Origin of the sequence: Veillonella dispar (assembly GCF_937975875.1) — a bacterium.
Classification (GTDB): Bacteria; Bacillota; Negativicutes; order Veillonellales; family Veillonellaceae; genus Veillonella; species Veillonella dispar_B.
This window is the reverse complement of the sequence record NZ_CALJSP010000030.1, coordinates 1-12,055: the sequence shown is the minus strand read 5'-3', so window position 1 is coordinate 12,055 and position 12,055 is coordinate 1. Positions and strand designations below refer to the sequence as shown.

General features: G+C 37.2%; 14 protein-coding genes. 4 read left to right on the top strand and 10 right to left on the bottom strand.

Annotation, left to right across the window (positions count from 1 at the left end; genetic code table 11):
* The first annotated feature begins 185 nt into the window (after positions 1–185).
* Positions 186–1,298 carry an alanine racemase gene (gene alr / locus Q7P05_RS01225; RefSeq protein WP_005387690.1) on the top strand — a complete coding sequence of 371 codons (1,113 nt, stop codon included), beginning with the start codon at positions 186–188 and terminating at the stop codon, positions 1,296–1,298.
* Between the two features lie 507 nt (positions 1,299–1,805).
* Here alr and Q7P05_RS01220 read toward each other — a convergent pair.
* From Q7P05_RS01220 to Q7P05_RS01210, 3 genes are all read right to left on the bottom strand, one after another.
* Positions 1,806–2,084 (bottom strand): PepSY domain-containing protein, encoded by a 279-nt coding sequence (locus Q7P05_RS01220; RefSeq protein WP_105090104.1) that lies wholly within the window; start codon positions 2,082–2,084, stop codon positions 1,806–1,808.
* 158 nt (positions 2,085–2,242) lie between these two features.
* Positions 2,243–2,827 (bottom strand): ribonuclease E, encoded by a 585-nt coding sequence (locus Q7P05_RS01215; RefSeq protein WP_303930120.1) that lies wholly within the window; start codon positions 2,825–2,827, stop codon positions 2,243–2,245.
* Between the two features lie 516 nt (positions 2,828–3,343).
* On the bottom strand, positions 3,344–3,907 hold the full coding sequence (locus Q7P05_RS01210) for a PepSY domain-containing protein (RefSeq protein WP_187359568.1): 564 nt from the start codon (positions 3,905–3,907) through the stop codon (positions 3,344–3,346).
* Between the two features lie 158 nt (positions 3,908–4,065).
* Here Q7P05_RS01210 and fliB point away from each other — a divergent pair, with 158 nt between their 5' ends.
* Complete coding sequence (gene fliB / locus Q7P05_RS01205; protein WP_303930118.1) at positions 4,066–4,968, top strand: flagellin lysine-N-methylase; 903 nt, start codon at positions 4,066–4,068, stop codon at positions 4,966–4,968.
* Positions 4,969–5,044: 76 nt separating this feature from the next.
* On the opposite strand, the gene Q7P05_RS01200 is transcribed toward fliB, so the two are convergent.
* The 7 genes from Q7P05_RS01200 to Q7P05_RS01170 all read right to left on the bottom strand — a co-directional run bounded on the left by Q7P05_RS01200 (position 5,045) and on the right by Q7P05_RS01170 (position 10,377).
* Entirely contained in the window at positions 5,045–5,653 is a 609-nt protein-coding gene (locus Q7P05_RS01200) for a hypothetical protein (protein ID WP_303930117.1), read from the bottom strand.
* 148 nt (positions 5,654–5,801) lie between these two features.
* Positions 5,802–6,302: a hypothetical protein gene (locus Q7P05_RS01195; protein ID WP_303930116.1), complete on the bottom strand. Its 501-nt coding sequence runs from the start codon at positions 6,300–6,302 to the stop codon at positions 5,802–5,804.
* Between the two features lie 144 nt (positions 6,303–6,446).
* Complete coding sequence (locus tag Q7P05_RS01190) at positions 6,447–7,130, bottom strand: hypothetical protein (RefSeq protein WP_178884337.1); 684 nt, start codon at positions 7,128–7,130, stop codon at positions 6,447–6,449.
* A 181-nt stretch (positions 7,131–7,311) separates the two neighbouring features.
* On the bottom strand, positions 7,312–7,983 hold the full coding sequence (locus tag Q7P05_RS01185; protein WP_105090097.1) for a hypothetical protein: 672 nt from the start codon (positions 7,981–7,983) through the stop codon (positions 7,312–7,314).
* A gap of 165 nt (positions 7,984–8,148) precedes the next feature.
* Entirely contained in the window at positions 8,149–8,718 is a 570-nt protein-coding gene (locus Q7P05_RS01180) for a hypothetical protein (RefSeq protein WP_303930115.1), read from the bottom strand.
* A gap of 11 nt (positions 8,719–8,729) precedes the next feature.
* A complete protein-coding gene (gene fic / locus Q7P05_RS01175; RefSeq protein ID WP_303930114.1) occupies positions 8,730–9,335 on the bottom strand; it encodes a protein adenylyltransferase Fic in 606 nt (201 codons plus the stop codon).
* A gap of 136 nt (positions 9,336–9,471) precedes the next feature.
* The gene (locus tag Q7P05_RS01170; RefSeq protein ID WP_295782069.1) at positions 9,472–10,377 is read right to left on the bottom strand and encodes a metal ABC transporter substrate-binding protein; all 906 of its coding nucleotides are present in this window, start codon (positions 10,375–10,377) and stop codon (positions 9,472–9,474) included.
* Positions 10,378–10,524: 147 nt separating this feature from the next.
* Here Q7P05_RS01170 and Q7P05_RS01165 point away from each other — a divergent pair, with 147 nt between their 5' ends.
* Positions 10,525–11,322, top strand: a complete 798-nt coding sequence (locus Q7P05_RS01165; protein ID WP_303930113.1) for a metal ABC transporter ATP-binding protein — start codon at positions 10,525–10,527, stop codon at positions 11,320–11,322.
* Positions 11,315–12,055 (top strand): metal ABC transporter permease (locus Q7P05_RS01160; protein WP_303930112.1); only part of this gene is annotated, 741 nt, incomplete at its 3' end. The genes Q7P05_RS01165 and Q7P05_RS01160, both read left to right, overlap by 8 nt.

Genomic DNA, 12,055 nt, shown 5'->3' with positions numbered 1-12,055 from the left:
ATATAAATTTATACTATTAATATCACGGAGAACTATATTAATTAGTATACTTTCACATTTATTGTATATAATATATGTATAAAATCATAAAAACAGAATTTCTGTATAAAACTTTCACAAAAGTATTGTTTAATTCCCCAAAAGTTATAAAATAAAAGTAATGTTATATAGAATTGAGGAATACCATGAGACCCACCTATTTGACCATAAATACAAGTCTCGTTCGCGAGAACTTGCGCAAAATTAAAGATAGTTTACCGGAATGGAGCACATCTACAGCTGTTATCAAGGCCAATGGCTATGGCCACGGCAGCGTTATGATGGGCCGTATAGCCGTTGAGGAAGGTTATGAATCCTTAGCCGTTGCCATTCCTGAAGAGTCTGTGCCACTTCGCAATGCAGGTATTATGGTACCAATCTACCTACTAGGTCTCACACGGCCACAATCATTTGAGCTTGTAGCAGACACCAATTCCATTCCTGCCGTATGTGAATCTACAGATTTGGAGGCGCTCGATAAAGTAGCAGAAAATCACGATATGATTATTCGCGTTGCTGTTGCTGTTGATACAGGCATGCATCGTATTGGTATTAAACCAGAGGATGCTGTGGAGTTTATAAAACGTGTTGAGTCCTATGAAAACCTTGAAGTAGACGGTTTCTTCTCTCATATGAGTAACGCTGATGCGGCCGATCAAAGCCACGCTCATGGGCAGGCACAAAAATTCCATAAAATGGTAGACGAAATCCGTGCCTTTAGACCTGATGCGGATTATCGATTCTCCCTTGCCAATAGTGCTGGGTTATTATCTGTAAAAGATAGCTTATTTACCGATGCACGTCCTGGCATTATTCAATACGGTATTATGCCATCCCTTGATGTACCAAATCGATTAGGTTTGAAGCCAGTTCTCTCCTTCCATAGCGAAGTAGTACATGTACAGCATTTGGAAGCTGGCGAAGGCATTGGCTATGGATCTACCTATGTAACACCTGAACCAATGACGATTGCTACCATCCCTGTGGGATATGCAGATGGCTATCCTCGCAGCTTATCTAACCGAGGTACGGTCCTTATTCATGGTACACGTTGTCCTGTAGTGGGCCGCATCTGTATGGACCAATTCATGGTGGCCGTGCCTGATACAATTACTGTACAACCTGGTGATAAGGTTGTGCTCTTAGGTTCTCAAGGTCATGAAAGCATCTCTGCCCTCGAGATTGCTGCCCTTGCCTCTACGATTCCATATGAAATCTTCTGTGGTTTCTCAGAGCGCGTACCTAGACAATACATATAAAAGGCTAAATACTTTTAGAAAATAAATTCATATAAGTAAAAGAGCAGATACATTATAGTATCTGCTCTTTTATATATTTGCCTTTATACAACTGACTCGTATATGTTTATATTAAAATTATCTAGACATATTCTAAACGTATAAAAATCATCTAGAAAAAGCCCGTAATACATGCAGCGGTCTACATGTATTACGGGCTTTCCTGCTCCCCTATACCTAGCGTACTGTAAAGCAGTTACGTTCTTATTGTGAGAGAGAGTATTATATACCAAGTATATAATCTTATGATTGGGAGGGAACCACAATGCATAAGGGGCCCTCTGAACGACAGACGGCATAGGAGAGAGTCAATGTTTGTCTATCCAATCCAGAGGGCTGCGTGTGTAATTGTTTATTGTGTGTAAGTGTATTGTGTATGTGTGTAAGTATGTGTGTGTATAGTTTTGTGTGTTTAGTGTTCGTGTATTAAAGGGGTTTGCTTTACAGTGGCATAGGATATGGATTAACTTATTTTACTGCCATACCTGTTTTTGCATCCAATACGATGGATACAGGTTTATTTTGTGCATCATGGAACTCTACAGTATAAATAGGTTTACCGTTTTGGTTTGCTACAGACCAAGAGTTAATACCAGTTGCTACATTGCCAGTTTGTGCGAAGGCTGCATTGATCGCCACATGTGGAGGTAACACAGTACCAGCATCAATAGCACTAGCTTCCATAGATGCATCATATGCTTTAGGAGTACCTTCAGTTACATTACCAGATGCCACATCTAGAGTCATGGAATGGGCACCACTAGTATTGAAACCGTCTACTTCATAAATAGCAGTTTTATCGGCAGCTTTGAAGGATACATTAGTAATCTTAGAGTCGCCATATTTATTTTCAAATTGATCGATTAAATAATTCGCACCAATTACGAAAATACTATTTTGATCGACTACGCCTGCTTGCTTACTTGTTGTGCTAGGTTGTGATTTTCCACTTTTAGAGTTTTTTTTTCCTCTTTAGTAGTTTCTTTTTTGTCAGCTTTTTTATCTGCTTTTACTTCTTTAGTTTCTTTTACAGCTTTATCAGCTTTAACTGCTTTGTCAGCTTTTACTTTAGGCGCTTTGTGTGCTTGCGCTTTTTTAGTATTTTTTTCTTCTTTATTAGCTTCTACTTTTTTATCTGCTGCACGCACTACTTTAGCTTCGCTAGGAGCTTTTGCCACAGCTGCAGTTTCAATTGTAGGAGTTGCTGCTGCTGGATTAGCTGCTGCTGGAACTACAGTGTCTTGAGCAACTGGAGCTTTTACATCTTGAGTTGCTGTTGGAACTGGTGTAGTATCTTTAGCTGCTGGAGTCACTTGAATGGTAGGAACTACTTGATGCGTAGCAGGTTCTGCGACAGGAGCTGCAGTAGCTGTTACCTCTTGAGTTACAGGAACTGGTGTTGCTTGTTCAGCTGCTGTTACTGCTACAGTAGCACCAAATACGCCAGCTACTGCTAAAGCAATACTACTTTTCAAAATAGATTTTTTCATAATATCCTCCTTGATAATCCATATATATGCAAAATCACGCATATATATTTTTAACCAACTCGGTGTTATCGTTATAGTTCCAAAACATATATCTAGCGTGGACTGTAGATATATAGTCTGGAAATTCCCGATATATTTGAGTTCTGTCCTTTGACTGGACACATATTATCCATAATCTATGAAATAAAAATGTAGAACCCATCGGTCCAGCTTATTTTGGCGTGAGTCTAAAATGAATTTATATGTAATTTAAATGAAATTCTATAGTATTCGATTTACAATTAAGTATTATATGAACCAAATCTAAAAAGCTATATATCCCATGTATAAAGGAACCACGGCCTCTCATTGCACTTCTCATAATCTAAACATCCCATTTCATGAGCAAACTTTCACAAAAAAAGCTCCTTAAAACTATCATTTACTACAAAAAAGACAGTTTTAAGGAGTTTAATTGTTATATTTAAAATAATAAGCCCTTAACTATTAAGTTGTATTTACTAATTATAGAAAGGTTTAATCATCAAATTTAACAGATAATAAAGTACCATTCATAGCATCAATTCGTACATCTACCTCTTTGTCACCTTCTGTACCGAAGCTAACTTTGTATACTATTTTACCTTTATCATACTGTACAGACCACCCATTAAGGCTTGTCGCTTTGCCTTGCGTTTGAGCATACGCAAAATTAACTACCGCTGCTGGCGGTAAGATTTCACGAGGATCAAAGGATTTTTTCTTTAAAGATTTATGGAAGTCACCTTCACGTTTTTCAAAGATTTGATTTGTGGCATAGATATACGTAAGTTCATATTTGCCACTTTCATCAAAACCATCTACATCATATCTAATTTGACCACCATCCGCATCAAAGGCGATTTCTGTGATAGCTGCATTTGGATGATTCTGAATAAATGCATTTAATAAACCATTGGCACCTACAATCGCTGCATGGTTTCCATCAACAACGGCAACAGTTGGTTCTACCGCTACTAAATGGGCTGCACTTGCATTTGGCATACCAAACACTGCTGCCAAGGCTAATACAAGGCTACCTTTTACAAATAAGGATTTCATAGGCTCCTCCATCTCTCAAACAGGACCATAGTGTGTATATATACAATTATACACTAAATCGATACGATTTATTAATCTTTATTTATAATATTAATGCATAGACAACTCCCCTATGATACAATGCACGTAGAATATTTTTTACTACAAGTGAGACGATTATGATTTCATTATATCCTACCATATATCACACATTTCAATGCAAAGCAGATCGATGTGAAAATACATGTTGTCAACTTTGGACCATCGATATCGACGAGACTACTGCTGAACGCTATCACACCATGACAGGCCCTCTTGGTGAAAGCTTACGCCAAGCTATCACTGTGGATGATGAGGGTAGCCATTTCGTATTTTCTAAGGCACAACCAATGTGTCCGTTACTCAATGAAAACGGTCTCTGTAAGGTTGTGCTCGAACTCGGTGAAGAAGGCCTATGCGATACATGCCACATGCATCCACGATTCTATAAATATATTGAAGACCTCGAACTATGTGGGGTGGGTCTATCCTGTGAAGCATCGGTTGAACTACTCGCAGAGGATACTCAATCTGATCAGGTAATCTTTACCATTGAAGACGATGATGGTGAGTTTAGTCCTGACGAATGTTTAACTATTCAAAACATATTTGAACTATTAGCCCTTGATATAGATCCAGCACTTTTTCAATATGCTCCAAATCCTGATGTACAGTATTATACAAATCTATTACATCTATACGGTACCACAGAGCCTATCGATGAAGAATGGACTGCACAAATTAATACATTATCTCATGACATAAATAAACTAACTACCTCTGTACAAAGCTATACAGCAAATCACGATATGAGGCTATTCAACAAGGTGTTTCAATACATCTTATACCGTCAAATCGATATGCTAGCAGACTATTCTTTGGAATCTATCCTCTCCTACGCAAGAGATGGTGTAGAATACATACTAATCACAAGTGCTATAGAGGGTTCACCGCTTAAACAAGTCGCAAGATGGTCCCAACAAATCGAATACGATGAAGACAATGTAGAACTACTATTACAACATTATGATTCTCTTCAATAATGACAAACTACTTTTACTAAAATTTCATTCAAAGCAATAAAAACCTCCTAGTATAAAACTAGGAGGTTTTATGTATTTACGCAAAGAGTATGCGCATAATCCAGTTATATAAAAGGTTAATAATATATAGAACTATATATACAGCGCCTACAGTGATAGGCTCTACTTTCATAATCCGAGATAAAAGCATGACAGCTACGTAGATAACGGCACCAACGTAAGCTAATGCTAGGGGAACTAATAGGATCATTAAAAATGGCGTAATATAAATGCAAATAATAGATACCAAAATTAATGCTAATCCAAGTGCTCCTGTATAGCCTTCCACATAGGCAGTGCCCATTAATACTTGCTGGAAATCAAATTCACGCTCTAAAAGAACGCTCAGTAATTTCCAAAGTATAAAGCTACCTACAAACCAATAGATTCCAAGGCCTAAAATCTCTCTCAATATAGAAAATATGCCATATACAGCTGGTATAAAGCCAAATAAAAAACCTCCAAAGGTCATGGCTAGCGGTAATAATACAATACCTAAGGCAAAGCCTAAAATATGAGTGGCACACCAACCGGCAAGGCCAGCTTTAATACCCTTTTCAAGGGTACCAAACCAGAAGATTTCATCGATTCCCTTCTTCGGTGAACGCACCAGCAGGGATATTTCTCGTAAAAATGTCGTATCCATAACTAACTCCGCTCTCAACTACACTATAGAATTAATTATATCATAAATTCCCAGATTTAAATTATATATAATTAATTTTAATATAAATTAAACGATAAAAAAACCGCAAGACTTTCATCTTGCGGTTATACTACATTATTATCTTATATTATTTAACTAGGGTATGTACAAATCGGATCCAATGAGGCAATACTGACACTGATAGCAACGCCACAATAAACATAATAATATATGTTTTTACGATACCTAGTTCCACATAGCGGCGCATGAGCTGGGCCCCAATAAAGACAGCATAATACTGACTAAACATGGTTACAAGATAGGCCATATCCCCTACATATTTCGGCATAGATAGATAAAATAATATGAGCCCCACTATATGGATCAACACTAATACTACGGTACGCAGTGCATTCGTATAAGCTAAGCCATAGATATAGTTTCGCATCACGCCCCTATAGGTCCCAGTACCACCTAGCAATACTAGTAATCGCCATATAACAAAGGCACCTATGATAATTTGAAAAATTAAAAATGATGCATTTGCCAAAGCACTAACCAGATCAAAATGTGTGAGACCAGTCATGCGTTTTATTCCTAATGCGGGAGACACAGCTTTCACTATGAACGGCAAAGCATAGGTCATCACATATAATACAATTGTAGATATTATAAGATTTAGTATAGCTCGAGTATAGGTTCCATTTCTAATAATATTTTGAAAGGATCTGTCACTCAATTTTGTAAATAAATGTAATATGTCCTTATACCAAGTCATAATACTCCTCATATATTATCGAGTTAATGTATATAGCACTTCACATAATAGTGATGCTAAAATAGCGATTAACATAATGCTTAGTCCTTCATAAAAACTGCCATTAATACATGCTCCGGCTATACGCCCCATGGTCTGTAGTAGCAATACAGTACTAAGAATGCATAAAACAATCATGCAAAACCCAATAATGGCTTGCAATAAAATTGGTATGGACGTAAGGATCAACATAATCCCTGCCGTAAGAGTAATCATAGCTACTACTAGTTGAGCAAAGGCCATCATGTGTAAAACACCAGTTACTACGCCGCGAATGTAAAACTTACGCTTTTGCAACATAGCGTAACCTATCAAGATACCAGACATAAGCGCCGCTTTTAAAATCACCCACGTAAAACGACCTACATTCCAAAACTCACGAGGTTTACTTAGCTGCTCAAAAAAGACTTGTATTTCATGCTGCCCTACTGGAAGTGAAAACAATTGCCACTTTACCAAAAGCGATGAATTACGTATAAATGCGCGTATAGCGTCTAAATAGACGCTTTCACCAACGATGGTAAATTGATAACATATGAGGGACAATACCAGCATCCATACAAGCTGACCATAGGTAACATCATAGTGGTACATGCGCGGATGTTTTTCTTCAATGGGGTTTAATAAGCGATAAACGAACTCTAATAAACCTCCCATCATGCCTCTCACCACCTTTTACACAACAAGAATAGCACCATTCTATATAGAATGATGCATAACACAACACAACGATTACGAATTTATAACAATTATTTTATTTTTAATTCATACTCTGTTCATCATTATAGCACAAAAGCAAGGTATATTCATACCTTGCTTTCATATTTTTCATACTATGTAATTATCTAGATGTAGCAAGCATAACCATGCCTACCAAAATACCAATAAGGACTACTGGAATTAAAGATGCCAAAAGCCCAATACCAAATGTTGCTAGACGTCCCTTTTCGATTTGACGTGCCATAAGTGTTAAGCTCAACCAGAAATACCAAATGTATAACACAATTTCTAAAATAATATAGGTGAAACTAATGATATACAAAAGAGTCTCATCTGCGTAAATATCTAAGCTTAACCCTTGAATGATAAGAATCAAAATCACTTGAATAATCGATAAAACAAGGGATATGAACATAGAATATGCACTTTCATACCAACAAATCTTTAGTATAGACTCATAATTAGTATGAGCACCAAATTTATTAGCCACTGAACTAAAGAGCACTGAATAAATGGCTAATATAGCAAATGCAATTAATGCATAAAAGACTAGTGCAAAAAAGCCTGCCCCAGCCATAACTCCCAACGCAGCTCCTAGCTGTAAAGGTGAAGCACCTAGGGAATAGGACATGCCCGCTTGTATAATCCAACTCACAAGCATACTAATAACAAGCATACCCATGGCACATGCAAACCCTCGTTGAGTTGTACCAAATTCAACAATCTCTGGAATGCCACGTTTAAATGGCGCTCTAATAAGTGCCCAAAGATCTAAATACCATTTTCGTTCCATATGTTCCCCTCCAAATACATCAAAAGCACATATATTTCTATCATTGTATCATAATACACTTTTAAATTAAATATAAATTTATTGTAAATTATGCAAACAAATATAGTAATAAAAAAGTTGATAGACACCTAATAGCATCTATCAACATTTCCATTACATATGTATTTAAAGAGACATAGATAACATAATGCCACCTATGCCAAAGATAAAGGATACGATATAAAATGCAATACCAGTTATCCAAGGACTCAATCCAAATTGCTTAGACATCAGTTGCGCCATGATAATGACATTAAATAGTTCTATGGTGCTTAATCCACCGGATCCGCCTTTAGCATGTAAATCCAAGAAAAGATAAATAGGCGCAGCAAAAAGTACAAAGATTAAATGAATCCAACTAGTAATACAACTATTTAAAAGCATGTCTGCCACAAGTTGCTTATATGTAACCTGCCCCTTAAAGACCTTAAAAATACCATATAAAATACCAGAAGATACAAGAACAAACGCTACAATTCCAAGTATATATCCTATAAGAGGAACTGCTTCAAGTTCTATAGGGCCTATAACCTCCCAAATAAATGTTTTAAAAAATGGACTCTTTGGGAAAATTAGCGTTAATATATATAACCCTATATCGGCTATGATTGCTGATGTCACAGCTAATAACAACATATTTTTAACAGTAATAAAACGCATCCATTTTTCTATATATGGGCCAAACATACCATTCATAATTCTATACCTTATAAGTCTTCACTTTTAAATAATTGATATCCTTCAAAATAATAACTATGGTCAAGGCCTTTCATAAATAGTTCTCGATTATTGATATCACTCGTAAGTGCCTTAGCTAGAACAGTTTTTATTTCTAGGTCATATACTGGACTTCGTTCCATAGCAGACAAATATTGCTCTTTATCCACCTGACTCCAATCGATGGTCTTTTGTAATTCTGTACACAACATATGATCAAGCCATAATCGCATGCTACGCCCATTACCTTCTCTAAAAGGATGAGCTACATTCATTTCAACATACTTTTCTACAATTTCATCAAAGGTAGATTGGGGCATATCTTCAATGGTTCTAACTGCTTCAGCAAGATACATGACAGGAACAAAGCGGAAATTGCCTTTAGCAATATTCACACTTCGTAATGCACCAGCAAAATCATATATATCTTGGAATAATATAGTATGGATTCTTTGCAAGGTAGTCCACGTACCACTAGGCATATCATTAAGTAAGTTTTCTTCAAACAATGTTGTTGCCGCTTTTTTACTAATTCGTTCTTCTTCTCTAGCCAATGTTGGGGAATCGGCAATCCCCAATCTATTAGTGATAACCATATTGGACCTCCTTTTTATTTATTTTCATTATATATTATACTATAGATACAAAAATTATAGTTATTACAACTTTAAACATTACGAACAATGAATAGAACTAAAAAAGCAGCCCAACAAGGGCTGCTTTTCATTCATCTTATTTCAAAGATGCTGCAATTTTTGTAAGGTTTTCATCCATACGTTCTAAGTATGTTTTATTATCTTCGTTACTTTCGATTGTGTAAATAGTTTCTACCTTAGCACCAACTTCGCTTGCCAAAGTCTTGGATACTTCTGGGCTAGCCATTTCTTCTGCGAAGATAGTAGTGATATTGTTTTCTTTACAATACTTGATGAGTTCTGCCAATTGCGCTGCATTTGGTTCGCCTTCAGCAAATACATCTTCTACACTATTTTGTTCCAAACCAAAGTCACGACATAGGTACGCAAATGCTGCATGACCAGTAACGAAGTTTTTATGAGGAGCTTTAGCGAATTGATCTTCGTATTTTTTGATCATTGCATCTAATTTAGCAACATATTCATTATAATTCTTTTCATAGTAATCTTTGTTTGCTGGGTCAGCTTTTACGAAAGCGTCTTTAATATTTTTTACTTCGATTTTTGCATTTTTCAAAGATAACCATGCGTGAGGATCTTCTGCACCATGTTCTTTAATTTCTTCAGGATCAGTATTTTTGATAGCTTCTACGCCATCTGTAGCAACAACAGTGATGAGTTTGCTATTTTTAGCCGCATCAATCGCTTGTTGTGCCCAAGGTTCCATACCAAAACCGTTGTACACGAATACTTGAGCTGTTGCCAATTGTTTCATATTTTCAGGTTTCAACTCGAAATCATGTGGCTCTACGCCATCTGGAATAATAGTAGATACCTCTACCTTGTCACCACCAATAGCCTTTGCAAATTCAGCCATTGCGTTAAAACTTGTTACCACTTGGATCTTCTTACCTGCTTGTTCCTTCGGTGCATCATTACCACAGCCTGCAAATAAAGCAGCCATCATAATGCCTATCATTAACAAAACCAGCTTCTTGACCATCGTAGTCCTCCTTTGTGAAATCCTGATCGCTATGCTTTCATAGAATAGTAACCATTCTTTAGTTGCAGTTGCGACTCAGTTGCATTTGTAATATAGTTATAGTATAAACTTACTCAAGATTTTGTCAATTAGAAAAGTGGTTTTTATATGTTATCCATAGAACATCTTTATTTTTCCTACCAAGGTCAGCCACCTTATGTGTTGAATGACCTTAACTTACATATTCACAGTGGTGATTATATATCCATCGTTGGGGACAATGGGTCTGGTAAAAGTACCCTTCTGCGCCTCATTTTAGGTTTCCTAACACCTGTAAAAGGCTCTATCAAACGAAATACAAACAACATTCGCTATGTATCCCAGAAAAACGATTTTTCTCATGCAGGCTTCCCTATTACAGTAAAAGAAATACTCGATTCTTATCGTAAACTGCTCAAGATTAAAGATAAACATGAAGTAGATCGCGTATTAGAGCTTACCAATATGACGGAGTTCAAAGACCGTTTAATCAGTAAACTATCAGGTGGTCAAGCGCAACGCGTATCTATCGCGCGTGCCCTCATCGGCAGTCCCGACCTTATCATACTCGATGAGCCATCAACTGGTATCGACCGAAAAAGCCAAGAAGGCATCTACGCCCTTTTGCGCGAGTTAAACCAAGTACACCATATTACAATCATCTCCGTAGAGCATAACCTTGAAATGGCCCTAGCCAATTCAACTAATATCTATCACATTGCCAACGGCCAAGGTCACCTTTGCTCTCCTGAACAATACGCTAGCGAAATCATGCACAGCACAGGACGCAATCCGATAGATCATGAAAACTGCGCTTGCTTTACAGATGTAACACCTCAGGCTCAGGCTCAGGCTCAGGCTCAGGCTCAGGCTCAGGCTCAGGCTCAGGCCGATGATACTACAGCTAAGGAGGTGCACCATGTTTAGTTATGAATTCATGCAAAATGCCTTCTTCGTAGCCATCTGCATCTCTCTACTCTGTCCATGCATCGGTATTTTCATGGTTCTACGCCGTTCTAGTATGATTGGCGATACCATGAGCCACGCATCGCTAGCAGGTATTACATTAGGCTTATTAACAAATACTAATCCTATCTTAGGGGCTTTCATCTTTACTGCTATTTGCGGTGCCCTCATCGAGTTCTTGCGGAAATACTTTTCCCACCATCTCGATTTGATCCTAACCATCATCTTGTCACTTAGTATTGGTACCGCTATTACGCTAATTAGTTCAGGAAAGTTGAAAGCTAATGCTAATGTGTTCTTCTTCGGTAGCATCTTAACCGTAAACACTACAGATATGATCAGCATTGCAGCCCTAACTATTCTATCTGTTTTAACCTTATATTTCTTATATAACTCACTCCTCTACATCGCCTATGATGAAGAAGCCGCGCGCGTAGCAGGTGTTAAGGTTGATTTTATCAATTATATCTTTGCTATCTTGATGGCTGCAGCCGTATCCATTTCTATTAAAATCGTTGGTGTTCTCGTATTAAGTGCTATGATTGCCTTACCTGTAGCGTCAGCATTACAACTAGAAAAAGGATTTAGAACGACATTACTCTGTTCTATTGGATTTAGTTTGCTAGCCATGATTATCGGCCTCTTCGGATCCTACTATCTCAATGTAGCTCCAGGTGGTTTTGTATCGCTAATA

Coding starts and splice junctions, on each gene's coding strand:
- fliB (WP_303930118.1), top strand. CDS start 4,066: ATGATTTCATTATATCCTACCATATATCACACATTTCAATGCAAAGCA.
- alr (WP_005387690.1), top strand. CDS start 186: ATGAGACCCACCTATTTGACCATAAATACAAGTCTCGTTCGCGAGAAC.
- Q7P05_RS01200 (WP_303930117.1), bottom strand. CDS start 5,653: ATGGATACGACATTTTTACGAGAAATATCCCTGCTGGTGCGTTCACCG.
- Q7P05_RS01215 (WP_303930120.1), bottom strand. CDS start 2,827: ATGAAAAAATCTATTTTGAAAAGTAGTATTGCTTTAGCAGTAGCTGGC.
- Q7P05_RS01220 (WP_105090104.1), bottom strand. CDS start 2,084: ATGACTCTAGATGTGGCATCTGGTAATGTAACTGAAGGTACTCCTAAA.
- fic (WP_303930114.1), bottom strand. CDS start 9,335: ATGGTTATCACTAATAGATTGGGGATTGCCGATTCCCCAACATTGGCT.
- Q7P05_RS01180 (WP_303930115.1), bottom strand. CDS start 8,718: ATGAATGGTATGTTTGGCCCATATATAGAAAAATGGATGCGTTTTATT.
- Q7P05_RS01190 (WP_178884337.1), bottom strand. CDS start 7,130: ATGATGGGAGGTTTATTAGAGTTCGTTTATCGCTTATTAAACCCCATT.
- Q7P05_RS01165 (WP_303930113.1), top strand. CDS start 10,525: ATGTTATCCATAGAACATCTTTATTTTTCCTACCAAGGTCAGCCACCT.
- Q7P05_RS01185 (WP_105090097.1), bottom strand. CDS start 7,983: ATGGAACGAAAATGGTATTTAGATCTTTGGGCACTTATTAGAGCGCCA.
- Q7P05_RS01170 (WP_295782069.1), bottom strand. CDS start 10,377: ATGGTCAAGAAGCTGGTTTTGTTAATGATAGGCATTATGATGGCTGCT.
- Q7P05_RS01210 (WP_187359568.1), bottom strand. CDS start 3,907: ATGAAATCCTTATTTGTAAAAGGTAGCCTTGTATTAGCCTTGGCAGCA.